Source organism: Pseudomonas sp. CC6-YY-74 (assembly GCF_002025205.1).
GTDB lineage: Bacteria > Pseudomonadota > Gammaproteobacteria > Pseudomonadales > Pseudomonadaceae > Aquipseudomonas > Aquipseudomonas paeninsulae.
The window spans coordinates 3,945,260-3,967,168 of record NZ_CP019947.1; the positions used below are offsets into that span (position 1 = coordinate 3,945,260).

Genomic DNA, 21,909 nt, shown 5'->3' on the forward strand with positions numbered 1-21,909 from the left:
GGCCACTATCAAGCAAGGATTTTCCGCCGATGAGTACCTTGACCTATTACCTGGAAATGCACAGCCCCGAGCAGCTGCGGCCCAAGCCGCTGCCTGCGGAGCTGCACATCGTCGAATGCCGGATCAAGCAGTTCCAGTTCAACCGTTTTCTCTATCAGCTGGTCGGTGAGCCCTGGGCCTGGACGGACAAGCTGAACTGGAGCGATGCCCAGTGGCGGGCATTGGTCGAGCAAGCCAATCACCGCACCTGGGTGGCCTATCACCAGGGCGCAATCGCCGGCTACTACGAGTTATTGCGCGATGCCGAGGGCGCTGTGGAGATTCTCTATTTCGGCCTGGCCGAGGCATTTTTCGGCCAGGGTTTCGGCGGCCCGTTGCTGAGCCATGCGCTGCAAGCGGCCTGGCTCTGGCCGGATACAACGCGCGTCTGGGTCCATACCTGCAGCCTCGATCACCCCAGCGCCCTGGCCAATTACCGGGCGCGCGGCCTGCAGCTCTATCGCGAAGACGTGACCCTCTAGGCTGCGGTCGGCTGAGCGCGCGATCAACCCCGCAAAGTGCGCTTGTTTTCATCAGCGCAGGCCTGCGTCGCCAACTCAGCCTACGCTTGCAGGGTCGATGAATCGTTGGAGTCTGGCCATGCGCATCTCAGTACTAAAAAGCCTGTCCTTGGCCCTGTGCCTATTGCCCGCGCTGGCCACGGCGCAGGAGATCCAGCCCGGTCTGTGGGAAATCAGCTCGAGCAATATGCAGGTCGGCGGTCAGGCGCTGCCGGGCATGCAGCAAATGCTGGAGCAGATGAAAAACCTGCCGGCCGAACAGCGTCAGATGATGGAGCAGATGATGGCCAAGCAGGGCGTGCAACTGGGCGACCAGGGTGTGCGCATCTGTTTGAGCGAGGAGCAGATCAAGGCTCAGGACATTCCCCTGCAAGACCCCAAGTCAGGGTGTAGCCACGAGGTCACCGAGCGTAGCGCCGAGCGCTGGAAGTTCCGCTTCAGTTGCCCGGATGGACAGGGTGAGGGCGAGACGCGCTTCATCAGCGATCGCGAGTTCACCACCCAGGTCAACGGCACCTACGGCGGCCAGAGCAGCAGCATGGAAAGCCATGCGCGTTGGATTGCGGCCGATTGTGGCGGCCTGCAACCGCGCTGATGTGTGCTGTGCGGGGCCAGGCGCATGCCGGTCATGCTTCGGCGCACAGCGCTGCTGGCAGCTCATGTCAGAGACGCCAACCGCCTATTAGAGAATCGGCGAGATCAGGCGCGCCACGCGCATGCCCAGTTGCTGCAGGCGATGCAGGTTCTTGTAGTCGCCGGCGAGCAATTCGCGCGAGCGAGCGAAGTCCTGCTCAAGCATCTGTTCGACCTCGGCGGCAAAGCCGGGGTCGAAGGTCAGCAGGGTGATCTCGAAGTTCAGACGGAACGAGCGATTGTCCAGGTTGGCACTGCCGACGCTGGCGACATCGTCATCGATCAGCATGACCTTCTGGTGCAGAAAGCCCGGCTGGTAGCGGAACACCCGGACCCCGGCGCGCAAGGCCTCGAAGGCATACAGGCTGGAGGCGGCGTAGACCACCCGGTGGTCGGGCCGCGCCGGCAGCAGGATACGCACATCGACGCCGCGCAGCACGGCCAGGCGCAAGGCGGCGAACAGCGCCTCGTCGGGGATGAAGTAGGGGCTGGTGATCCACACCCGCTCGCGGGCGCTGTGAATCGCCTCGACGAACAGCAGCGCACAGGTTTCCTGCGGATCGGCCGGGCCACTGGCGATCACCTGGCAGAGCATGCCCTCGCCCGGGTAGGCCTCGGGCAGCAGCAGCGGCGGCAATTGGTGGCTGGCCCAGAACCAGTCTTCGGCGAAGGACTCCTGCAGGCAGGCGACTACCGGCCCGCGCACTTCGACATGGGTATCGCGCCAGGGCGCCAGGGGCGGCTTGTGCCCGAGGTATTCGACGCCGACGTTGAGCCCGCCGAGAAAGCCGCATTCGCCATCGACCACCACGATCTTGCGGTGGTTGCGAAAGTTCAGCTGGAAGCGGCTGAGCAGTCCGCCGCCTGTGGTGAAGGCGTGGACCTGGATGCCGCCGACGCGCATTTTGTCGCTGAAATGACGCGGCAGGCCGTGGCTGCCGACACCGTCGTAGAGCACGAAAACCTGCACGCCGGCAGCCGCGCGCTCCAGCAGCAGGTCTTGCAGGCGCCGGCCGAGCAGGTCGTCGCGGAGGATGAAGAACTGCAGCAGGATCACCTTGCGCGCGCGGGCCAGGGCCGCGAGGATCGCGGCAAAGGCCGCTTCGCCATCGATCAGCAGCTGCACCTGGTTGTTCGCCAGGCAGGGCATCCGGCCCAGCCGGGGCAAGGCGCGCAGTTGCTGGGAGGCCGGGGATGCGCTGGCGCTCAGGGCTTCGTCGACCCACGGCCGCCAGTTCAGCTCGGCCATGGCCTGGTGCATCTGCTTGTCGGCGTGGCGGCGCGCCTTGATATAGGCATCGAAGCGGCTGCGGCCAAACACCAGGTAGGGCACCAGGGTCAGGTAAGGCATGAAGAACAGCGACACCGCCCAGGCCAGCGCACCCTGGGCGGTGCGCACGGTCAGCACGGCATGTACAGCCGCGAGCATGCCGAGGGCGTGGGTCGCGGCGATCAGGTAGGCGAAAAGATTGGGGATCGCGAAGTCCAGAGGCATGCTGGTTCCTGTGCGCTGACGCCGGGTTGGTGCTAAACCTATTACCCATGCAGTGTGGCATCAACAAGGCCGCGTGCAGTTAGCCAAAAATCAGTAAATGGCGGCATTTGGCCCGCGAATGACGGCCCGTGGCCAGCAAACGTGGGGTTTGCCTGTTACCCTTACCGGCTAACCGGGAAAATATTTTCGGTCGCGATGAGTTGTAAGTTGGGCGAATCCGTCCTTCTTGTGCTTGCCAGCGAGTTAAATGCCTCAAGGAGAACTCCACATGGAAAAACCCCCTTCGCATGACACGACGCCACAGCCAGAAGCGGAAATAGAGGGTGGCATTCCGGCCCCGAGCGGAGCCGCCAACCTGATCGATACCGACTATGTGGTCGGCCAGGACAACATCAAAGGCAGGTTCCTGTTCAACCTGGATATCCACGGCAAGGTCTTCAGTATCTCGGCTCTGACCGTGGTGCTGTTCGTGGTCCTGGCGCTGGCTTTGCAAAGCGAAGTCGAGCCGCTGTTCAATGCCGTACGGGGTTGGCTGACCAGTAACCTGGCCTGGTTCTTTATCGGCGCGGCCAATATCTTCGTACTGCTCTGCCTGTTCCTGATCGTCTCGCCGCTGGGCAAGGTACGTCTGGGTGGCAAAGAGGCGACGCCCGACCATTCCTATGCCGGCTGGTTTTCCATGCTGTTTGCCGCCGGCATGGGCATCGGCCTGATGTTTTATGGCGTGGCTGAACCGATGACCCACTTTGCCTCGGCCATGGGCGGGACCAGTCTCGGCGAAGATGGCCTGCGCACCGACTGGGCGCCGTTGGGCGCTGCCGCCGGCAATGCGCAGGAAGCCGCAAGCCTGGCGATGGCCTCCACGATCTTCCACTGGGGTCTGCACCCGTGGGCGATCTACGCGATTGTGGCGCTGGCGCTGGCGTTGTTCTCGTTCAACAAGGGCCTGCCGCTGAGCATTCGCTCGATCTTCTACCCGCTGCTGGGTGAGCGGGTGTGGGGCTGGCCGGGGCATGTGATCGACATCCTCGCCGTGTTCGCCACCCTGTTCGGCCTGGCTACTTCGCTGGGCCTGGGCGCCGAGCAGGCGGCAGCCGGCATCGATCACCTGTTCGGCATAACCGCGACCGATACCAGCAAGGTGCTGCTGATCGTCGGGATCACTGCGATTGCCTTGATGTCGGTAATGGCCGGCCTGGACAAGGGGGTCAAGCGCCTGTCCCAGCTGAACATGATCCTGGCGATCCTGTTGCTCGGCTTCATCATTCTGGTGGGTCCGACGCTGGCGATCATCACCGGCTTCTTCAGCAACCTGGGGAACTACCTGGTCTATCTGCCCGAGCTGTCCAACCCCTTTGGTCGCGAAGACGCCAACTTCAGCCAGGGCTGGACCGCCTTCTACTGGGCCTGGTGGATCAGCTGGTCGCCCTTTGTCGGCATGTTCATCGCGCGGGTCAGCCGCGGTCGCACGGTGCGCGAGTTCCTGGTCGCGGTGCTGCTGGTGCCTTCCCTGGCCTCGGTGCTGTGGATGACCGCCTTTGGCGGTACCGGCATCGGCCAACTGGTCGGCGATGGCTTCACCGGGGTGCAGGATGCCGCGCTGGAGCTGAAGCTGTTCGTCATGCTTGAGCATTTGCCGTTGGCCGAGATCAGCTCCTTTATCGGCATCGTCCTGGTGATCGTGTTCTTCGTCACCTCGTCGGACTCGGGTTCGCTGGTGATCGATACCATCACTGCTGGCGGCAAGGTCAATGCGCCGATTCCGCAGCGGGCATTCTGGGCCATCATGGAAGGCGTGGTCGCCATCGCCCTGCTGCTGGGCGGCGGCTTGGTAGCCCTACAGGCGATGGCGGTGTCCACTGGACTACCGTTCACCATCGTCTTGCTGGTGGGCTGCGTGTCCATCGTCAAAGGCTTGATGAGCGAGCCGCGCTGACCGCTGTTGTTGGGCAATACAAGAGCGCGCCTTCGGGCGCGTTTTTTGTCTGCGCTGCGCAGGACTGGGTCGCATGAGTCAGCGCCGCAATTCTTGAGGGAGGGGCTTTCGCCGCGAGTTCTTAACCAGGTTGGTGGGGTGCTGACGCGGCTATTTGTGTTCGGCATTACATCGTGTGAGTTGATGTGGGTTGCGCCCCTCGGGCGCGCACCTGAAGGGTCAGTCAACGCGGCGCAATGACTGGCACCCGCTGAGGATTATGGGTATCGCTGCGCTCAACCGATCCTACGTTGGCCAACGGGAGTGGGTAAAAGCATCGCGGCTAAAGCCCCTCCTACAAGAGCTCTGCGTGATCCAGTGGCCCCTCGCAAAAATGTCCTTCGCCGCAATCCATCAGCTCCACAACTCGCCGACCTGGGTGGTCGGTGAATAGTGGGTGGCTACCTGCGCCTGCAGCAGCTCCGCCGTAGCCAGGGCATCGGTCAGGGCGTGGTGCGCCTGGTACAGCGGCAGGCCATAGCGCAGGCGACTGTCGGCCAGGCGGATGGAAGTCGGCTGACGGCCGAACAGCCGGTCGAACCAGCCCGGCTGACGCTGACTGCGGTGTAACCGAGCCTCCAGTTCCATGGTGTCGATCACCGGGAAGTGCAGCGCCTCGCCCAGATGCTGGCGTACCGCCTGGTCGAGAAAACCGCGTTCTATCGTGCGGTAATGCACCACCATCACCTTGCCGGCCATGGCCGTCAGCAATTCACCGAGAATAGTCGTCAGCCTGGGGGCGTCGCGGATGTCGCTGTGGGTGATGTGATGGAAGGTGACTGACTCGCTGCTCAGCTCGGAAACCGGCTTGACCACCCAGTACAACGCCTGGCCGCAGCGGATGCGCACCAGGTTGAAGGGCACCAGACCGAGGCTGACGATCGAGTGGCGATTGCAATCCAGACCGGTGGTTTCCACGTCCAGCGCCACCAGCGGTACCTGTTCCAGCGGGGTGTCGGCGGCTACCACGCCGGCCTGATAGAAGGCGGCCAGGCGCGGATCCTTGGCCGTTTGCGCGAGCTGGATGAAGATACTCGGCCAATCTGTCGGCACTACGCGGGCGGTATTACGCGAGACCGTGGGCAGCTTCACTGGGACCCGCCCGCCGGGTAGCGGAAGCGCAGAAATTTCTGCGCGTTGCTGAGTACCTGGAAGGCTTCCTTGAGGTTGTAGCGCTCGCTGGCAGAGACCTTTTCCGGCTCGATGTAATTGTCCGGCTCGCGGCTGGCCTCGAGGTCCATGGCCTGATGGCGGATGCGCACGATGGAGAGGAATTCCAGGGCGTAGCGCAGCTTGGTGATGGCTTCCTCGGTCAGCAGCTTGGTGCTGGCGATGGCGTCCAGGCGATCCAGGGAATTCTGCGCCTTGGAGCCGGCGGCCAGCGCATGCACGCGGATCAGGTCGGTCAGCGGGGCGGTGCCGCGGCCCTTGAGGTTGATGATGTTGTTCTGTTGGCCGTCCTTCTCCATCACGAAGGTGCGGAAGAAGCCCAGCGGCGGGGTGCGGTTGAGTGCGTTGCGCGCCAGGCTGGCGAGAAATAGCGGGTTGCTGCTGGCTTTCTGCGCCAGCAGGTCCTTGAGGCTTTCGACCAGCTCGGCCTCGCCGTAGACGCTGTCGAGGTCGAAGAAGATGCAGCTGTTGAGCAGGGTTTCCGGGTTGGGCCGGTCGATCCACTGGTTGAAGTAGCCCTTCCACACCCGCAACGGCTGGCGCCACTGGGGATTGGTGGCCATGATCCCGCCCTTGCAGTAGCTGTATCCGCAGGCCGCCAGGCCGTCGCTGACGAAGGTCGCCAGTTTGAGGAAGTAGTCGTCGTGGACTCGCGGATCGAAGCGGTTGTCGAGGACCAGGGCGTTGTCCTGGTCGGTGACGATCAGCTGCTCGTCGCGGGCCATCGAGCCCAGCGCCATGAAGCAGTAGGGTACCGGCGGCGGGCCGAGCTCTTGCTCGGCCAGCTCCAGCAGGCGCTGGGTCAGGCTGCGGCCGATGCCCGAGATGGCGCTGCCGATCATGTGGGCGGTGGCCTGTTCATTGACCATGCGCAGGAAGGTGATGCGCAGGTCCGGCAACAGGGCCTGCAACTCGGCCACCGACTGCTTGTTGAAGATACTGTTGACCAGGTACAGGCTGCTCTGCGACTCGTATTTGATGATGTCCGACAGGTTGATCACTCCGACCGTGCGCTGACGGTACACCACCGGCAGGTGATGGATATTGTGGCGGAGCATGCACAGCATCGCCTCGAACACCGAGTCGTCGGCATTGATGGTGATCGGGTTGGGTGACATCACCCGATCGACCGGGGTGTCCAGGGCAAGGCCTTCGGCCAGCACCCGGGTGCGCAGGTCGCGATCGGTGGTAATGCCGACCATCACCTGACTCAGGGGCGCCCCGGCGGCGGATGGCGGTCCGAGGATCACCAGGGAAGACACGCTGTGCTCGGTCATCACCCGCGCTGCCTCCTGCACCGAGGTGCCCAGGGGCACGCTGACCGTGCGCCGCGAGACCAGCTTGCGCACCTTGATCTTCATCAGTTCGCTGGCGTTGCCCTGGCTTTCCACCGCCGACTTCAGCCGCGACTGGCCCTCGGCCTCGACGAAGTCGGCGAAGAAGTCATGGGCCTCGCAGAGTTGCTCGAACAGGCGGCCGGGAATGAAATAGATCAGGCTGTCTTCAATGGCCCGGGCCGGCAGACGTACTTTATGCCCGCGCAGCAGGCCAAACTGGCCGAAGACATCGCCCTCGGTCAGGCGATTGTAGAGCGCCCCGGTGCGCCGGTAGATTTCCACCGCGCCGCTGCGCACATAGTGCAGGTCGTGGATCTCCGCACCGAAGCTGAGAATCTCGCTTCCGGCCTTGAAGTAGCCGACTTCGACCTGGCGGGCGATCTCGTCGAGTGTGTCTTCGGGCAGCCCATCGAAGGGCGGGAAGCGCTGCAGGTGGTCGCGGATTTCGATCAACTCGATCTGCATACGGGTCTCTTGAGAGTGGGCGGACGGACGAGTCCAAACCTATGGTCTCGCGGGGTCGACCTCGCCCGGGAAAATGACTGCCAACTGGTCGAGCGCCGGCAGCACTGTGCCGACTGGGCGACATGCCCTAACCATAACGTGTCCTGCGACGAACACGCGACTGTTTCACTGCCGGGTCGCGATCCTGGCGGTGCGAGGCCGCTGGTTCAGCGTTGCTCAAGCGTCAGGTAGACCGCCGCCTGGTTAAGCAGCTGGTACGCGACTTCGCCGAAGATGATGGAGCCGATGAGGCGCGCGGTCTGGTGCCCCTGCAACTGCAAATAGAGGTAATTGAGGATGCAGTTGCAGCCGAACAGGATGGGGCCGCCGTCGCTGGGCATGGCCTATATGAAGCGCTCGCTATAGTCCTCGACCGCGTCGGCGAAACGGTAGTGCACCCCGGCGAACACCGGCACGTAGAAGGACACCAGGCCCGGCTCGCGATCCAGCGACTGGATGCCGACATTGACCATGGCTGCGCAGTAGTCGGCCAGCCGCGGCTGCGGGTGTCGACACGGACTCGGCTGACCTCCCAGGACTCGTTCACTTCCAGCAGCCAGCGACACAACTCTGCGTCTTGCACCCGGAACTCCCGGTTGTGCTTTACCCGTCCAGGGGCGTTCACACGCGGGCGCGCAGCGAGCCAGGGAACCTTGGCCCTAGGTCGCTGCTCCTTGATTGTTGCGACTTGCGCAGTAGTACGGTGACCGGCGCCTAGTAGAAGTTGACCGCATGGCCCTCACGGTCGAAGGCGGCGAAGTTGCCGATACTGCCGGCTTCGATGGCCCCGACCATCATCTTCAGCGGTTGTTCGGCCTCGTCGCTGTTCGGCGCCATGCCTGCGCGCCCAGCCAGGCCGGCGGCGAACACCAGATCCCAGGCCACACCGGTGCGGCTGGACTCGGCCAGCAGCCCGGCAAAGTCCACCAGTTCGTCCGGCAGCTTGTCGACGCACAGCACCGGCTTGAGCGAGCCGCCCTGGTTCTCGGCGTGGCGCTGGCGTTCTTCTGCGCTGGCGTCTTCGGGTAACTCGGCGCTAACGAACACCAGCAGCAAGCGTTGTGGTTCCGGCTGGGCCTTGGCGGCGGCCAGCAGGTCGGCGAATTCGGCAATATCCATGACAGTCCATCCGTACGGAAAAATGAGCAGTGCAATAGCCACACTGCCACGCGCCGCCGGCCTTTGACCATATCTCTTAAGGTATAGATGGCCGGCGCACGGCGCTGCGCCCATGCACTGCCGAGGGGCGGGCCAACCAGCGCGGCGCCTGCAGGCTTGCGGTCGCAGGCTGTGCGATCGCCACTCAGGGCTTGCTGCTTTCCCGCAGCTTGGCCAGTAGGGCTTCGCTTTTAGCGAGTTGCTCGTCTTCGCTGAGTTGCGGGTTATCCAGCACGCTGTCGATTTGCTCGAGCAATTCGCCCTGTCGGCGGACACGCTGATCCAACTGCCTGAGTTGACGGTTACTGCGCCAGTTCCAGTAGGCCAACCCCGCGACCGCCAGCAGTACCAGCGCAAGTCCTGTCCAGGTCAGATGAGTCATGGTTACTCCGGGGTGGCGGGCTGTCGCGCAGCAATTCAGGGACGCAGCGACTTGCGCATGGCAAAGCGCTGCAAGGTAACAGCGCCGCGTACCAGCGTCTGTGCCTGTTCCACAGAAAAGCCCTGCCGCGCAAAGAATGGCCGCGCCGTCAGGCTGGCCTCAGTAGACAGCGCCGCCACGCCCAGACTGCGCAAGCAGACCTCGGCATCCCGATACAGCGCTGTCGCTACCCCTTGGCGGGCGTACGACGGCGCACTGAACAGCAGCTCGATATGACCGTTCGCAGTGAAGCCGATAAACCCGGCGAGTTGTCCCCGGTGTTGCGCCAGCCTGACCTGCAACGTCGCCAGGCGCCCTTGCCAGGCCTGCAGATCGGCCTCCTCCGGCGCCCAGGCCAGCCGCTGCGCGGCGTCATACTGAGCACTCGCCAAAGCATGCACGGAGGTGCTGAACAGCGTGACTACAGCCTGGAGATCGCTGGGGCGGTAATCGCGGATGGAAATGTTGGGTTTGCTGGACATAGGTCATGACCGATGTTGCGGGGGGAGGTTGATAACCTGCCGTGGCCACCTCGCGCAGCCTGTGGGTTTACCGGCGTATGGGGTCTGCCAATAAACGCCGCGACGCGGCCCGTGCCCCTGAACGCTAGCCGATCCCGGCAGGCGTGGTAAACCGCTAGATCTGTACTCAGAGAAACTCAGACCGGAAGAACAGCTGCGAGCCCGCAGCAAGGAGCGCATGCCATGAGGCTCTGCACCGATCGGGCGGAACCTTGCAGAGCGTTAATCAGCCGTCGAGAAGGGCCTGATTGACCCCGGTTCAGATGGCCTGTTCAGCTTCCGCTTTGCTCGGTGGGTTCAGATAAGCGTCTAGCGAGTCATCCATCGCCTCGAGCCACGGCGTATGGTGCGCCGGTGCCTGAGTACCCGTCATCAGAGAGCGATAGGAGTGATCCCTGAAGGTCAGAATATCGTTGTGCTTATGCTGTTCCCACTGCAGAAAAGTCTGGTTCACACCTTCGATGTCGAAGCTCGGATAGTCCGTCTGTTCGATCAGGGATTTTATGTAGTCGCCCTGATAACGGATCATCTGCTCATCGCTTTTCAGCAGGGCTTCGCGCCGACTCCAGGTCTGGATGTCAGCCTCCATTGCCGGCTTGGCGGGCGTGACGATACGACCCAGAATCACATCCCGCACAAACCAGGCCTGGGCATCAAACATGTTGAAGGTGTACCACTGGTCTTGCATGCCAAGGTAGAACAGGCCTGGCTGCTCGACGAAGGCCACGCCCTCATACAGGCCCAGCGGCCAGAGACGGTTGCTGGTTTTCAGGCGCAGCTCTTCATCAAGGAACGGAAAGTGATGCAGATAGCCGGTGCAGAGAATAATGGCATCGACTCTCTTTGAGCTGCCGTCGACAAAATAGGCGGTATCGCCATCGACCTTGGTCAGCAGGGGCTTTTCCTGCCAATTTTTCGGCCAATCGAAGCCCATGGGCCGGGTGCGATAACTGCTGGTAATGCTCCGGGCGCCGTACTTGTAGCATTGCGAACCGATATCTTCGGCGGAATAACTGCTGCCGATCAGAAGAATATCCTTGTCCTTGAATTCCACTGCATCGCGAAAGTCATGGGCATGCAGAATACGGCCATTGAAGCCCTCAAAACCCTCGAAAAAGGGCACGCTGGGTGTCGAGAAATGACCGGACGCAACGATCACATGGTCATATAGCTCACTGCTAGTACTGTCGCTGCCATGGTCATGGGCAATTACCGTAAATTGTCGACTTTGCGGGCAATAACTAACGTGGCGAACCGGCGTATTGAAACGGATATATTGACGGACGTCGGCTTTCTCGACCCTGCCCTTGATGTAATCCCAGAGTACTGCGCGCGGCGGATAGGAGGCGATGGGCTGATCAAAGTGTTCGTCAAAGGTGTAATCGGCAAACTCGAGGCACTCTTTTGGGCCATTGGACCAGAGATAGCGGTACATACTGCCGTGTACGGGTTCGCCATGCTTGTCCAGACCCGTGCGCCATGTGTAATTCCACAATCCGCCCCAGTCCGCCTGCTTTTCATAACATACAAGCTCAGGAATTTCGGCGCCTTTTTCTTGGGCTGCCTGAAAGGCGCGAAGTTGTGCCAGACCGCTGGGGCCGGCACCAATAATAGCTACTCGAGTCGTGATAAATTTCTCCCTGGATAAGGTGCCTTGTTGCCGCTTTAATAAACAACAAGATACCGCTCTATCAACTAGGCGAGTTAATAGATCAAGAACCATGAATCGCTAACTTCACGGGTTCGATGTGCATGAAAATGAGGGATGACCATACAGTAAGCGTGCAGCCTTGTCTGTTTGCTGGTGTCCAGGATGGCCTAAGGCGCGGCGCAAAAGGCCGGCGGCGGCGGTGTTTTTATTCCACCTGAAGCTCTCTGAAACGGCCGCTCAGCAAGGCCTGCGCCAATATTAATGGTGGTGGCTAGCCTGCGTAGAATAGTTGCGCAAGAGCGCGTGATTAATCCTGGAGGTTGCTCCATAAACATAGCCATAGGAATTAATATGTTGGTTTATTGCGTCTCGCAATCGGGGCAATAAGCTCCCGAGCGCGCCGCCTCATACACATAACTGACCGGGTCAGTATTCGCTTGATGCGGCATGCACCCAAGCATTTATTCAAGCGTGCGAACAGCCTCGGAATAAGCGCTTCTTGACGGCTCGCTGCGTGGATAAACGGGCTGTTGGTTTTAATATTTATAGGTAAAGGGTTAGCCGATTTCGCGGACTGCATGTTAGCGTTGCAGCGTGAGGCGCTATATCGCCTGACACTATTAATAGTTGGGCACAGTTTTTTTTTGCACTGGCGTTACCCCGTATTTCCATGGGTAACGAAGTGTCGAATGAATTACATCGGCCAGCCAAAAGAACAGCAGTATCCGGCGGCCGCTGCGTCTCATTCAACTTTATAACGGGGAAATAATAATGCATAAAAGTCTGGAGCAGGCGCGCACGCGCTTTACTGCCAGTAGTATTCGCTGGGGATTTATCTGGGCATTGTGGTGCGCTGTTTTGTGGGGGGCGTGGTATGTACCTGGGTCCGCCGTCTGGTTTGAAGCACCCTATGTCAACCTGTCCTATGAGACTAATTCCGAATTTCTGTTGGCGGCGGCAGTGCTGACGACCTTCAATGCCATCGCCGTGTTGTTGTTCCTGTTTCTCTGGAACGGCGTACTCGGCAAATGGGGGGAATACGGCCGCACCATTCGCCAGATGCGCAATATTTCCAAGTGGTTCTTCATCGGCGCCATCTTTGGTGGCCCCATGGCGATCTTCGGCTCCTATCTGGCCATGGGGTATATCGGTGGTGCGTTCGCTGCCATCGCCGCGCTGATGTACCCGATAATCGGCGCGACCCTGGCTCGCCTCTGGTATCAGGAGAAAATCACCAAACGGGCGGCAATTGGCATTTTCATCATCATGGCCGGCGGTGTGACGGTTTATGCGCCCGGGATTATCGGTGAATTGACGGGGACCGGGGACAGTGGCTGGCTGGGCTACCTGGGCGGCGCCATGGCCGCACTGGGCTGGGGCATTGAGGGCGCGATCGCCGGGCGAGGCCTGGATGTTGCCGACCCCGACGTGGGCATCACCGTGCGCTTCTCCGCCGAGGTGCTCTACTGGGTCGCGCTGATTCTGCCCGCCATTTACCTGTTTACCGATCAACCGGTGGTGGAGCTGGTAGTGGCGACGTTCAACTGGGCGGCAATCGGCTGGTTGATGTTGGCCGGGGTCACCTTCGCCTTCTGTTATGTGTCCTGGTACAAGTCCTTTCCTCTCATCGGCGTGGGCCGCGGGCAGGCTATTGCTGCCTTGTACGGCCTTTTTGCGGTGATCTTTCTGGCCGCCTTCACCCTCGAGTTTCCTGAGTGGAACTTCCTCGCCGGGCTTGCCTTGTTCGTCATCGGTGGTTTCGTGATGTACACCGAGAGCGACGAGGTACTGGAAGTGGTGCGTGCCGTGTCCAAGACCAAAGCAGAGGAGGTCCGCCCATGAAAAAGCTGCATATGAAGGGCCGTATCCTGCAGCTGATCAACGATCAGCTGGAGCACGGATTATGGGATTGGCAGGTATCGGACATTCTTGAGCGCGAATACGCCATTTCCGGCCCGTACTGGCGAGGCACCACGCGGGTGACCCTGACCGACCTCTATTCCAGCGGCATTATCGAAAGTGTCGAGGAGCAGCTGGATGAGCAGGACTACTTCGGCCTCGGCAAGGTGCTGTTCAAATTTCGTCTGAGCGATTTCGGTCGGCAGCGTATGCGCGATACCGCGCTGATCTGAGCAAAACCCATACGCTCACTACCCAGGCAACTGCCTGAAGGGGAAATAACATGTCTGATTTTTGGGGTTATCCAGGGGCCGATATCCTGGCGGTGGTGGTGATCATCGCCTTGAGTGGTTTCGCGCTCTACCAAGCCCGTACGTTCGTCAGCAAGATCTGACGCGCCATTAGCAATGGGCTCCACGGCTTCATGGCCGCAACGCCGCCAGCAAGGTGTCGCAGTTGTGCTTGAACATGCCCAGGTAACTGCTCGCCGGGCCGGTCCTGGCCAGGGCGTCGGAATACAGGGTGCCGCCGACCTTGGCCCCGGCCTCGTTGGCGATCTGTTGGATCAGCCGTGGGTCGCGGATGTTTTCGACGAACACCGCGCGCACGCCGTCGGCGCGGATCTGCCGGATCAGCGCCGCCACTTCGGCGGCCGAAGGCTCGTCCTCGGTGCTTAGCCCCTGGGGCGCGATAAAGCTCAGGCCATAAGCCTGGCCCAGGTAAGCGAAGGCATCGTGGCTGGTGATGATGGTGCGCTGGGCCGGTGGCAGCTGACCGAGCCCCTGATGCGCCTCAACGAGCAGGGCGCGGATTTCGGCCAGGTAGGCATCGCGGCGGCTGCCGTAGTAGGCGGCGTTGACCGGGTCGGCCTGGCTCAGTGTCTTGGCGATGTTCTGTACATAGATCTCGGCATTGGCCAGGTTCTGCCAGGCATGTGGGTCGGGCACCTTTTCGCCGTCTTCATCAAGCATCAGCGGCAGCACCCCGGCGCTGGCGTCGAGCCGTCTGCCGGGGGCTGCGCTGCTGGCGATCAGACGCCGCAGCCAGGGCTCGAAACCCAGACCGTTGGCGATGATCAGGTCGGCGTTGAGCACCGCCTTGGCATCGTCGGCGCTCGGCTGGTAGACATGAGCGTCGGCATCAGCACCGACCAGATTGTACAACTCGAGCTTATCTCCGGCTATTTGTTGGGTAATGTCGGCCAAAATACTGAAACTGGTGACGACTTTGAGTTTCTCTGCTGCGTTCAGGGGCAGCGCCGCGAGCAGGGCGAATAGGGCGAATAGGGCGATCAACACACGCATGGCGCGTTCCTCAGGGTGAAGGTAAGGGGCAAGTAGTGCGCAGCAGACCATTGAGCGGCCCGAACAGCACGGAAAGGGCATAGGCCAGGCCAGCCAGCAACACGATGCAGGGGCCGCTGGGCAGGTTGGCGTAGTAGGACAGCAGCAGGCCGAGCCAGACGCAGGTCGCACCGGTCAGTGCGGCGAGCAGTAGCAGGCTGGGTAGATGGCGGCTCCAGAAACGTGCGGCGGCGGCCGGCAGCATCATCAGGCCGACCACCATCAGCGCGCCGATGGCCTGGAAGCCGATCACCAGATTGAGCACCACCAGGGTCAGAAACAGGCCATAGGCCAGCGGGCCGAAGCGGCTGACGCTGGCAAGAAACAGCGGATCGAGGCTATCCAGCAGCAGCCAGCGGTAGATCAGCGCCAGGACCAGCAGGCTGCCGAGCGACACCAGCAGCATGCCGTTGAGCGTGCTCTGATCGACGGCTAATACCGAGCCGAACAGCAGGTGCAGCAGATCCAGCTTGCGCCCGGCCAGGCCCAGCAACAGTACGCCGCTGGCCAGGGAAATCGGGTAGATCGCTGCCAGGCTGGCATCTTCGCGCAGGCCGGTGCGGCGAGTGATCCAGGCGGCAAGGCCGGCCATGCCGAGTCCGGCGACCAATCCGCCGAGGGTCAGGGCCGGCAGGCTCAGGCCAAATAGCCAGAAGCCGACGGCCGCACCGGGCAGGATGCCATGAGCGATGGCGTCGCCGATCAGGCTCAGGCGGCGCAGGATCAGAAACACCCCCAGCGGCGCGGCGCTCAGCGCCAGCACCAAGCCGCCGAGCAGGGCGCGGCGCATAAATGCGAATTCGACGAAGGGCGCCCATAGCAGCTCCACCCTAGGCCACCTGTTCCAATGCCTGGCGCTGGCCGATCAGCTGGCGGATCGGCGCGAATAGGCACGCATTGCGCGACAGCTGCAGGGCGTTGTCCAGGCGCTGGTTAAGGCTGGTGAGGTCATGGCTGACCAGCAACTGGGTGCGACCCTCGGCCTGCCAGCGCTGGATATGGTGCCAGAGCAGCGTCTGGCCATGATCGTCCAGGGCGGCTTCGGGCTCATCCAGCAGCAACACTCTGGCATCGGTCAGGCTCAGGCGCGCCAGCAGCGCGCGCTGCAGCTCGCCGCCGGAGAGCGCCTGTAGCGACTGGTGCGGCAACCCATATAGGCCCCAGTCGTCCAACACTTGGCACAGGCGAGCCTGGCGTTCGCGACGGTTCAGCGGGCTGCGCCAGAACCCCGTACTGACCAGGCTTTGCAGGCTGATCGGAAACTGCCGGTCGAGGGCCTGCTGCTGTACCAGATAGGCCACACCGCCCAGGCGCGGCACGCCCAGTTCGAGGCGCCCACGCAGTGGTTGTTGCAGGCCGGCAATCACCTTGAGCAGGCTGCTTTTGCCACAACCGTTGCCGCCGATCAGCCCCGTCAGGCTGCCGCTGGGCAGCTGTAGATCCAATGGCGGGGTCAGCGGCTGGCCACCTGGGCCCCACTGCAGGTGCCGGCAACGGATCATGCCGGGCTCCAGTTCCAGCTGCTCGCGGCCACCGCATCGTGGGCGTGCAGGCTTTCCGCATGCGCCACGCGCAGGCTGAAGGCGCTCAGCTCTGGTTGCAGCAACAGGGCACTGTGCAGGCGGCGCGCAGCGTCTTCGCAGAACATCAGATTCTGCCCGTTGGCTAGGGCGAAGGCCTGCTCGTCGGCACGCTTGACTGCGGTCTGCACGGCGGTGCCGAGGGCCTGTTCGGCGCAGTCGATCAGCTCGATCAGCGGCAGCTCAGCGGCTTGCGGGCTCAGGCGTACCTGCAGGGTGGCGGTGCTGCGCTGGCTGTGCGGTGTGGCCAGAATGCCCTGGGTCGAGCCGAGCCAGCTCAGCAGTTGCTGATGGTCGAGGGGCTGGTCGGCGAAGTCCTCGATAAAGCGCTGCTGGATCAGCTGCCGGGCCAGGGCAGCGGAACAGGGGCAGGTCGAGGAATAGTCGATCTGCACCTGCAGTTCCACGTGGAACCCCGATGAATCCTGACGTGCACGTACTTCGAAGGGGTAGTCCTTCCAGCCCGATAGCGGACTGACCAACGCCGGACGGCTGAGCAAGGCCTCGCCGCGCAGGGTGATATAGGCCTGCTGCGACAGGCCTTGATGGCTGTCGAGAAACTCGCCCAGCAGCTGCTCTAACAACTGTGGCCTGAGGTCCTCGGCTTCCAAGGCCTGCAGCGCCAGGTACAGGCGCGACATATGAATGCCGCGCACGCTGCCAGCGTCCAGGCTGACCCCGGCATCGGCACGGGCGTTGATCCGTTGCTTGGCAAACAACAGCGGTAAGGCGACTTCGCCCATGCCGACCCAATCCAGGGTTTGTGGGTAGTGAGTCGCTTGGGCGGCAATATCCGGCAGAGTCAGGGCATGCATCAAAAATCCAGCAGTAGGCAGTGGCGATAAATGTTATGTTATATCAATCCAAACTGCATGCCAGTGAATTCGTACCATGACCTTGACCCTGCTCACCGCAACCGAGCTGCTTGCCCAGCCGGCCGATGATTATATGAACGACGCCCAACAGCAGTTTTTCCGTGCCGTGCTGCTGAGCCAGCGCGGCGATCTGCAGACGCGCATCGCCGAGGAGTTCGAAACCCTGCGCGAGCACGAAACCAGCAGCGACCCGGCCGATATCGGCAGCGCCGAAGAACTGCGGCAGTGGCAACTGCGCCAGCTCGAGCGGGAAAAGCAACGGCTCGACAAGATCGACGCAGCCCTCGATCACCTGGCCCGTGGCGAATACGGCTGGTGCCGTGAAACCGGCGAGCCGATCGGCCTCAAGCGTCTGCTGCTGCGACCCGCTGCCAGCCTGTGCATTGAGGCCAAAGAACGCCAAGAACAACGCGAAAAGCATCTGCGTCATGCCGAACCCTGATGGAGCCTAAAACCATGTCCAATCGTCTTCCCGTAACCGTACTGTCCGGCTTTCTCGGTGCCGGCAAGAGCACCCTGCTCAACTACATCCTGAAGAACCGCGAGGGCCTCAAGGTCGCGGTGATCGTCAACGATATGAGCGAGATCAATATCGATGGCAGCGAAGTCCAGCGCGATGTCAGCCTCAACCGCGCCGAAGAAAAACTCATCGAGATGAGCAACGGCTGCATCTGCTGCACCCTGCGCGAAGACTTGCTGGAAGAGGTCGGCCGCCTGGCCCGTGAAGGTCGCTTCGATTACCTGCTGATCGAGTCCACCGGCATTTCCGAGCCGCTGCCGGTGGCCGAGACCTTTACCTTCCGTGGCGAGGACGGCCAGAGCCTGGCCGATCTGGCACGCTTGGACACCATGGTTACGGTGGTCGATGGGGTCAACTTCCTCCGCGATTTTCACGAGGCCGAGAGCCTGGCCAGCCGTGGCGAAACCCTCGGTGAGGACGACGAGCGCAGCATTACCGACCTGCTCATCGAGCAGGTGGAGTTCGCCGATGTGATCTTGGTCAGCAAGATCGATCTGATCAGCAGCCATGAGCGCGAAGAGTTGATTGCCATCCTGCGCGGCCTCAACACCCATGCCGAGATTCTGCCCATGGCCATGGGCGTGGTGCCGCTGGCCAAGATCCTCGACACCGGTCGCTTCGACTTCGCCCGCGCGGCCGAGGCGCCGGGTTGGCTCAAGGAGTTGCGCGGCGAGCACATCGCGGAGACCGAGGAGTACGGTATCGCCTCCAGCGCCTACCGTGCGCGGCGGCCCTTTCATCCCGAGCGCTTCTTCAGCTTCATCAGTCGCGAGTGGACTAACGGCCGCTTGCTGCGCTCCAAGGGTTTCTTCTGGCTGGCCAGCAAATACCAGGAAGCCGGCAGTTGGTCCCAGGCTGGCGGCCTGATGCGTCATGGCTTTGCCGGGCGCTGGTGGCGCTTTGTGCCGAAAGCCCAGTGGCCTGAGGACGCCGAAGGTCTGCAGGCGATCATGCAGAACTGGGAGGCGCAGAGCGGCGACTGCCGGCAGGAACTGGTATTTATTGGCCAGAATATCGACTTCGCGCAACTGACCGCCGAACTGGACACCTGCCTGCTGGATGACGCGGAAATGGCCCTGGGCATGGATGCCTGGCGGGCGCTGCCCGACCCGTTCGGCCCCTGGGTCGAAGAGGCGGCGGCCTGATGCTCGCACCCATCCTCAGACAACCGCTGGCGCAGATGGCCGGCGAACAGGTTGAAGTGTTCTGTGAAGTGCTCAACGACCAGGTAAATCTGGCAGTCTGGCAGCGCCGGTTGCCGGCTGCGATCACCGATTTTGCGACCCAGTTGCTGGCGCTGCACGAGCCGCTGGCGCAAACCCTGACCCTGGAGCTGCCAGGCGCCGATACCGAACCGGACCTGAGTAGCCTGCTGGCCGGTTACCAGGAGCTGCCCGGCCACGCGGCCTTTATCGCCGATGTCGGCTGGCTGGTCGGCGCCTTTGCTTGCCTGGTCGATGGCAGGCGCATCGGCTTGCGCGTGCGCGCGTTGGACAAGGCCATGTGCCCGCGCTTTCATGTCGACCATGTGCCGCTGCGCTTGATCACCAGCTATGCCGGGGTCGGCAGCCAGTGGTTGCGCGAGGGCGTGATGGCCCGCCGTCGCCTCGGCGACCCGGCCGCAGAGCCCGAGGATGCAGCGCTGATCGAACGCGCGGCGGCCGGCCATGTGCTGCTGGCCAAGGGCGAGAAATGGATCGGCAACGAAGGTGCTGGGCTGATCCACCGCTCGCCGCAGCCGCCAGCCGGCGAGCGACGGTTATTGCTGACTCTAGATTGGTTGGCGTAAGGCGTCAGTGCGGCGACGGCGGTGTGTGGCGGACTGTTCGCTGCGCTCCTGAGTTCGCCCTACCGCGCCATCCACACGCCCTTGCTCTGCCGTTCGCAGAAGGGCTTGAGGTAGGCGGCGTCGCTGGCCACGCCGTAATAGTGAATGTCCTGCTGGTAGGGCATGCCGCCCACCTGAGCATTGCGACAGACGCCGTAGGCGCCGATCGGGCATTGCTCGACGAAGGCGACTTCGACCTTCTGGCCTTTCAATTGCGGTTGGCAGAAACCGCTGCGAAACAGGTTCGGTGGAATGCTGCGATTCTGCTGGCAGACCTTAATGTCCAGGCGCTCGGCCTGACTGTGAATCACGCAGGCTTCGCCCCAGGCCAGACCGGATAGGGCGAGCATGCCCAGTAGCAGAACAACACGCATCGATTTACCCCCAAAGCGAATATGCTGGCGACTCTACCATGCCGCTTTTTTCACGTCTGCGTGGCGCCGAGCCGGACCGTCGCGCCTCCTCCAGGCCCTTCCCCTAGCGCTTGCACAACCGCACCATAGGCCCATGCTGAAAAATATTCCTACCCACCTGATCGCCGGCCCCCTGGGCGCTGGCAAGACCAGCCTGATCCGCCAACTACTGGCACAGCGTCCGGCCGCTGAGCGTTGGGCGGTGCTGATCAACGAGTTCGGCTTGATCGGCCTGGACGCGGCCCTGCTCAGCAGCGACGCCGACGGCATCGTCATGGCCGAGGTCGCGGGCGGCTGCCTGTGCTGCGTCAACGGCGTGCCCTTCCAGATCGGCCTGAGCCGACTGTTGCGCAAGGCCAGGCCGGATCGCCTGCTGATCGAGCCGTCCGGCCTGGGCCATCCGCTAGAGTTGTTGCGCCAATTGCGCGAGCCGCCCTGGGAGGGCGTGCTGGCCGTGCAACCGACGGTACTGGTGCTGGACGCCGCCGCCCTGGCCGCCGGCGCAGGCTTGCCCGATAGCCAGCAGGCCAGCTTGAGCAGTGCCGGCTTGCTACTGCTGAACAAGGCCGAGCAGCTGGACGATGCGGCGAAGGGGCGGATTCAGGCGCAACTGCCAGCGCGGCCACTATTGTGGACGACTCAGGCGGCCTTGCCCCTGGCGCAACTACCCGGTTTCGCCGCCCAGGCCGAAGCAGGTACGGGTCTGGACGACCTGCCCCGCAGCGCCGCCGCAGCCGCAGCCCTGCCGCAGATCTGGCGCACGCCGGCCGAGCCGATCTGCCAGGTTCAGGCGCAACCTGAAGGCTGGAGCATCGGCTGGCGCTGGCATCCCAGCCAGCGTTTCGAACTGATGCAGGTGCAGCACTGGCTCTCCAGCTTGGCCTGGCGCCGCGCCAAACTGGTGCTGCAGACCAACGCCGGCTGGCTCTCGGCCAATGCTCTGGAGGGCCAGTCCTTGCACTGGCAAACCAGCGAATGGCGCAAGGACTCGCGCCTGGAACTGATTTTTGGCGAGGCGCAGGAGATCGAGGCGCTGCGTCAGGGCATGGTGGCCTGCCGGCTTTGAGCCGGGAGTCAGGGGTGCGCGTTGAACCAAGCGAGCACCTTGCCCGGCGAGGCGTCGAACCATTCGTGGTTACCCAAGGGCTCGGTATAGCGGCCGGTGGGGATGCCCTGGTAGAGCAAGCGGTCGTAGTACATATCCATGCTCCACCAGGGCACTACTGCGTCGACGAAACCATGGATGAAATAGGTCGGCGGATGATCAGCTGGCAAGGTATCCGGCACTGTGCAGAGAGGCCCGCTACAGGTGGCGTAAGAGCCGGAATGCACCACCAGGGCCTTGAACTGGCCGGGGAAGGACACCGCCATGCGACTGGTGTTGTAGCCGCCGCTGGAGATCCCGGTGGCGTATTTGCGTTGGCCGCTCAGCGGGCCAAAGTGACCGTCATCAATGGCCTGAAACAGGTTGCTCAGGAAGCTGAAGTCCGTGCCGGCTTCATAAAGCGCTCCCGACAGGCCGGGAATATTGGTCTGCCAGAATAGGTCGGCCGGTGCGCTGGGCGCGATCACCGCATAGCCGTGGTCCAGCAGGGTCTTGATGGTTTTTCCCTCGTTGTAGAGCTTGCCCAGCCACTGATTGCTGTAATAGACGAAATCGTCCAGCGCGAAGAACGAGCCCTGATAGAACAGTACCACCGGCCAGCCGCCAGCAGGCGGGGTGCCAGCCGGGGTCTGATAGATCACCTTGCGCAGGCTCAGGGGGCCTGCGGCAATCCAGGTCGACTGGTGGCTGCAGCTGATCTTGCCGGGCAGCAGCAGGCTTTTCTTGCGTTCGCTGCAGGGCGAGTCGGCCCAGCTCGGGGTGGCGAAGCAGCACGCCAGCAGGGCGATCAGGCCCAGCCAGCGGACACTCGGTTTAGCCGTGATATGCATGATGGCTCTCCACTTTCTTATTGGTTTTTAAGGGATTGTCTTCGTGAAAAAGCAGGTTAATTCCCTACTGTCACGGACTAAATAGAAACCT

22 protein-coding genes and 1 pseudogene are annotated in these 21,909 nt (G+C 62.3%); 9 read left to right on the top strand and 14 right to left on the bottom strand.

Annotation, left to right across the window (positions count from 1 at the left end; genetic code table 11):
- Nucleotides 1-29 precede the first annotated feature (29 nt).
- Both B2D37_RS17925 and B2D37_RS17930 read left to right on the top strand, forming a co-directional pair.
- Nucleotides 30-521 (top strand): GNAT family N-acetyltransferase, encoded by a 492-nt coding sequence (locus B2D37_RS17925; RefSeq protein ID WP_079203973.1) that lies wholly within the window; start codon nucleotides 30-32, stop codon nucleotides 519-521.
- 118 nt (nucleotides 522-639) lie between these two features.
- Complete coding sequence (locus B2D37_RS17930) at nucleotides 640-1,155, top strand: DUF3617 domain-containing protein (RefSeq protein WP_079203974.1); 516 nt, start codon at nucleotides 640-642, stop codon at nucleotides 1,153-1,155.
- Nucleotides 1,156-1,242: 87 nt separating this feature from the next.
- Here the strand turns inward: B2D37_RS17930 and cls are convergent, their stop codons facing one another.
- Entirely contained in the window at nucleotides 1,243-2,688 is a 1,446-nt protein-coding gene (gene cls / locus B2D37_RS17935) for a cardiolipin synthase (RefSeq protein WP_079203975.1), read from the bottom strand.
- A 268-nt stretch (nucleotides 2,689-2,956) separates the two neighbouring features.
- On the opposite strand from cls, the gene B2D37_RS17940 reads away from it, so the two are divergent.
- Nucleotides 2,957-4,624, top strand: a complete 1,668-nt coding sequence (locus tag B2D37_RS17940) for a BCCT family transporter (protein WP_079203976.1) — start codon at nucleotides 2,957-2,959, stop codon at nucleotides 4,622-4,624.
- Between the two features lie 393 nt (nucleotides 4,625-5,017).
- Here the strand turns inward: B2D37_RS17940 and B2D37_RS17945 are convergent, their stop codons facing one another.
- The 7 genes and pseudogenes from B2D37_RS17945 to B2D37_RS17970 all read right to left on the bottom strand — a co-directional run bounded on the left by B2D37_RS17945 (nucleotide 5,018) and on the right by B2D37_RS17970 (nucleotide 11,404).
- The gene (locus tag B2D37_RS17945; protein WP_371915456.1) at nucleotides 5,018-5,749 is read right to left on the bottom strand and encodes a 3'-5' exonuclease; all 732 of its coding nucleotides are present in this window, start codon (nucleotides 5,747-5,749) and stop codon (nucleotides 5,018-5,020) included.
- A gap of 2 nt (nucleotides 5,750-5,751) precedes the next feature.
- Entirely contained in the window at nucleotides 5,752-7,635 is a 1,884-nt protein-coding gene (locus B2D37_RS17950; protein ID WP_079203977.1) for a DUF294 nucleotidyltransferase-like domain-containing protein, read from the bottom strand.
- A 206-nt stretch (nucleotides 7,636-7,841) separates the two neighbouring features.
- Nucleotides 7,842-8,240 (bottom strand): annotated as a pseudogene (locus B2D37_RS24250) (hypothetical protein).
- A 148-nt stretch (nucleotides 8,241-8,388) separates the two neighbouring features.
- Nucleotides 8,389-8,793 (bottom strand): ribonucleotide reductase subunit alpha, encoded by a 405-nt coding sequence (locus tag B2D37_RS17955; RefSeq protein ID WP_079203978.1) that lies wholly within the window; start codon nucleotides 8,791-8,793, stop codon nucleotides 8,389-8,391.
- A gap of 184 nt (nucleotides 8,794-8,977) precedes the next feature.
- Nucleotides 8,978-9,214 carry a hypothetical protein gene (locus B2D37_RS17960; RefSeq protein ID WP_079203979.1) on the bottom strand — a complete coding sequence of 79 codons (237 nt, stop codon included), beginning with the start codon at nucleotides 9,212-9,214 and terminating at the stop codon, nucleotides 8,978-8,980.
- Between the two features lie 35 nt (nucleotides 9,215-9,249).
- Nucleotides 9,250-9,735 carry a GNAT family N-acetyltransferase gene (locus B2D37_RS17965; protein WP_079203980.1) on the bottom strand — a complete coding sequence of 162 codons (486 nt, stop codon included), beginning with the start codon at nucleotides 9,733-9,735 and terminating at the stop codon, nucleotides 9,250-9,252.
- Between the two features lie 298 nt (nucleotides 9,736-10,033).
- Nucleotides 10,034-11,404 (bottom strand): NAD(P)-binding domain-containing protein, encoded by a 1,371-nt coding sequence (locus B2D37_RS17970; RefSeq protein WP_079205027.1) that lies wholly within the window; start codon nucleotides 11,402-11,404, stop codon nucleotides 10,034-10,036.
- Between the two features lie 792 nt (nucleotides 11,405-12,196).
- Here B2D37_RS17970 and B2D37_RS17975 point away from each other — a divergent pair.
- Together B2D37_RS17975 and B2D37_RS17980 are read left to right on the top strand one after the other, a co-directional pair.
- Entirely contained in the window at nucleotides 12,197-13,267 is a 1,071-nt protein-coding gene (locus B2D37_RS17975; protein ID WP_079203981.1) for a DMT family transporter, read from the top strand.
- Nucleotides 13,264-13,557, top strand: a complete 294-nt coding sequence (locus B2D37_RS17980; RefSeq protein WP_079203982.1) for a hypothetical protein — start codon at nucleotides 13,264-13,266, stop codon at nucleotides 13,555-13,557. The genes B2D37_RS17975 and B2D37_RS17980 overlap by 4 nt, the downstream gene beginning before the upstream one ends.
- A 189-nt stretch (nucleotides 13,558-13,746) precedes the next feature.
- Here the strand turns inward: B2D37_RS17980 and B2D37_RS17985 are convergent, their stop codons facing one another.
- From B2D37_RS17985 to folE2, 4 genes are read right to left on the bottom strand one after another with little or no spacing between them, the layout of a single operon-like run.
- The gene (locus B2D37_RS17985) at nucleotides 13,747-14,628 is read right to left on the bottom strand and encodes a metal ABC transporter substrate-binding protein (RefSeq protein ID WP_079203983.1); all 882 of its coding nucleotides are present in this window, start codon (nucleotides 14,626-14,628) and stop codon (nucleotides 13,747-13,749) included.
- 10 nt (nucleotides 14,629-14,638) lie between these two features.
- A complete protein-coding gene (locus tag B2D37_RS17990) occupies nucleotides 14,639-15,457 on the bottom strand; it encodes a metal ABC transporter permease (RefSeq protein WP_079205028.1) in 819 nt (272 codons plus the stop codon).
- A 40-nt stretch (nucleotides 15,458-15,497) separates the two neighbouring features.
- Complete coding sequence (locus tag B2D37_RS17995) at nucleotides 15,498-16,169, bottom strand: metal ABC transporter ATP-binding protein (protein ID WP_079203984.1); 672 nt, start codon at nucleotides 16,167-16,169, stop codon at nucleotides 15,498-15,500.
- Complete coding sequence (gene folE2, locus B2D37_RS18000) at nucleotides 16,166-17,062, bottom strand: GTP cyclohydrolase FolE2 (protein ID WP_079203985.1); 897 nt, start codon at nucleotides 17,060-17,062, stop codon at nucleotides 16,166-16,168. Before folE2 ends, B2D37_RS17995 begins: the two co-directional genes overlap by 4 nt.
- Nucleotides 17,063-17,138: 76 nt before the next feature.
- On the opposite strand from folE2, the gene dksA reads away from it, so the two are divergent.
- From dksA to B2D37_RS18015, 3 genes are read left to right on the top strand one after another with little or no spacing between them, the layout of a single operon-like run.
- Nucleotides 17,139-17,564, top strand: coding sequence for an RNA polymerase-binding protein DksA (gene dksA, locus B2D37_RS18005; protein ID WP_079203986.1), 426 nt, complete (start codon nucleotides 17,139-17,141; stop codon nucleotides 17,562-17,564).
- A gap of 14 nt (nucleotides 17,565-17,578) precedes the next feature.
- Entirely contained in the window at nucleotides 17,579-18,787 is a 1,209-nt protein-coding gene (gene zigA / locus B2D37_RS18010; protein WP_079203987.1) for a zinc metallochaperone GTPase ZigA, read from the top strand.
- Nucleotides 18,787-19,431 carry a DUF1826 domain-containing protein gene (locus B2D37_RS18015; protein WP_079203988.1) on the top strand — a complete coding sequence of 215 codons (645 nt, stop codon included), beginning with the start codon at nucleotides 18,787-18,789 and terminating at the stop codon, nucleotides 19,429-19,431. The genes zigA and B2D37_RS18015 overlap by 1 nt, the downstream gene beginning before the upstream one ends.
- 59 nt (nucleotides 19,432-19,490) lie before the next feature.
- On the opposite strand, the gene B2D37_RS18020 is transcribed toward B2D37_RS18015, so the two are convergent.
- Entirely contained in the window at nucleotides 19,491-19,844 is a 354-nt protein-coding gene (locus B2D37_RS18020; RefSeq protein ID WP_177345246.1) for an NADH:ubiquinone oxidoreductase, read from the bottom strand.
- Between the two features lie 133 nt (nucleotides 19,845-19,977).
- On the opposite strand from B2D37_RS18020, the gene B2D37_RS18025 reads away from it, so the two are divergent.
- Complete coding sequence (locus tag B2D37_RS18025; RefSeq protein ID WP_079203990.1) at nucleotides 19,978-20,949, top strand: GTP-binding protein; 972 nt, start codon at nucleotides 19,978-19,980, stop codon at nucleotides 20,947-20,949.
- Between the two features lie 8 nt (nucleotides 20,950-20,957).
- On the opposite strand, the gene B2D37_RS18030 is transcribed toward B2D37_RS18025, so the two are convergent.
- A complete protein-coding gene (locus B2D37_RS18030) occupies nucleotides 20,958-21,818 on the bottom strand; it encodes a plasmid partitioning protein (protein ID WP_256573097.1) in 861 nt (286 codons plus the stop codon).
- Between the last annotated feature and the right edge of the window lie 91 nt (nucleotides 21,819-21,909).

Bases quoted from the DNA above. Each gene is read 5' to 3' on its own strand.
- B2D37_RS17925 (WP_079203973.1), top strand. From the start codon at position 30: ATGAGTACCTTGACCTATTACCTGGAAATGCACAGCCCCGAGCAGCTG.
- B2D37_RS17930 (WP_079203974.1), top strand. From the start codon at position 640: ATGCGCATCTCAGTACTAAAAAGCCTGTCCTTGGCCCTGTGCCTATTG.
- cls (WP_079203975.1), bottom strand. From the start codon at position 2,688: ATGCCTCTGGACTTCGCGATCCCCAATCTTTTCGCCTACCTGATCGCC.
- B2D37_RS17940 (WP_079203976.1), top strand. From the start codon at position 2,957: ATGGAAAAACCCCCTTCGCATGACACGACGCCACAGCCAGAAGCGGAA.
- B2D37_RS17950 (WP_079203977.1), bottom strand. From the start codon at position 7,635: ATGCAGATCGAGTTGATCGAAATCCGCGACCACCTGCAGCGCTTCCCG.
- B2D37_RS17955 (WP_079203978.1), bottom strand. From the start codon at position 8,793: ATGGATATTGCCGAATTCGCCGACCTGCTGGCCGCCGCCAAGGCCCAG.
- B2D37_RS17960 (WP_079203979.1), bottom strand. From the start codon at position 9,214: ATGACTCATCTGACCTGGACAGGACTTGCGCTGGTACTGCTGGCGGTC.
- B2D37_RS17965 (WP_079203980.1), bottom strand. From the start codon at position 9,735: ATGTCCAGCAAACCCAACATTTCCATCCGCGATTACCGCCCCAGCGAT.
- B2D37_RS17975 (WP_079203981.1), top strand. From the start codon at position 12,197: ATGCATAAAAGTCTGGAGCAGGCGCGCACGCGCTTTACTGCCAGTAGT.
- B2D37_RS17980 (WP_079203982.1), top strand. From the start codon at position 13,264: ATGAAAAAGCTGCATATGAAGGGCCGTATCCTGCAGCTGATCAACGAT.
- B2D37_RS17985 (WP_079203983.1), bottom strand. From the start codon at position 14,628: ATGCGTGTGTTGATCGCCCTATTCGCCCTATTCGCCCTGCTCGCGGCG.
- B2D37_RS17990 (WP_079205028.1), bottom strand. From the start codon at position 15,457: ATGCGCCGCGCCCTGCTCGGCGGCTTGGTGCTGGCGCTGAGCGCCGCG.
- B2D37_RS17995 (WP_079203984.1), bottom strand. From the start codon at position 16,169: ATGATCCGTTGCCGGCACCTGCAGTGGGGCCCAGGTGGCCAGCCGCTG.
- folE2 (WP_079203985.1), bottom strand. From the start codon at position 17,062: ATGCATGCCCTGACTCTGCCGGATATTGCCGCCCAAGCGACTCACTAC.
- dksA (WP_079203986.1), top strand. From the start codon at position 17,139: ATGACCTTGACCCTGCTCACCGCAACCGAGCTGCTTGCCCAGCCGGCC.
- zigA (WP_079203987.1), top strand. From the start codon at position 17,579: ATGTCCAATCGTCTTCCCGTAACCGTACTGTCCGGCTTTCTCGGTGCC.
- B2D37_RS18015 (WP_079203988.1), top strand. From the start codon at position 18,787: ATGCTCGCACCCATCCTCAGACAACCGCTGGCGCAGATGGCCGGCGAA.
- B2D37_RS18020 (WP_177345246.1), bottom strand. From the start codon at position 19,844: ATGCGTGTTGTTCTGCTACTGGGCATGCTCGCCCTATCCGGTCTGGCC.
- B2D37_RS18025 (WP_079203990.1), top strand. From the start codon at position 19,978: ATGCTGAAAAATATTCCTACCCACCTGATCGCCGGCCCCCTGGGCGCT.
- B2D37_RS18030 (WP_256573097.1), bottom strand. From the start codon at position 21,818: ATGCATATCACGGCTAAACCGAGTGTCCGCTGGCTGGGCCTGATCGCC.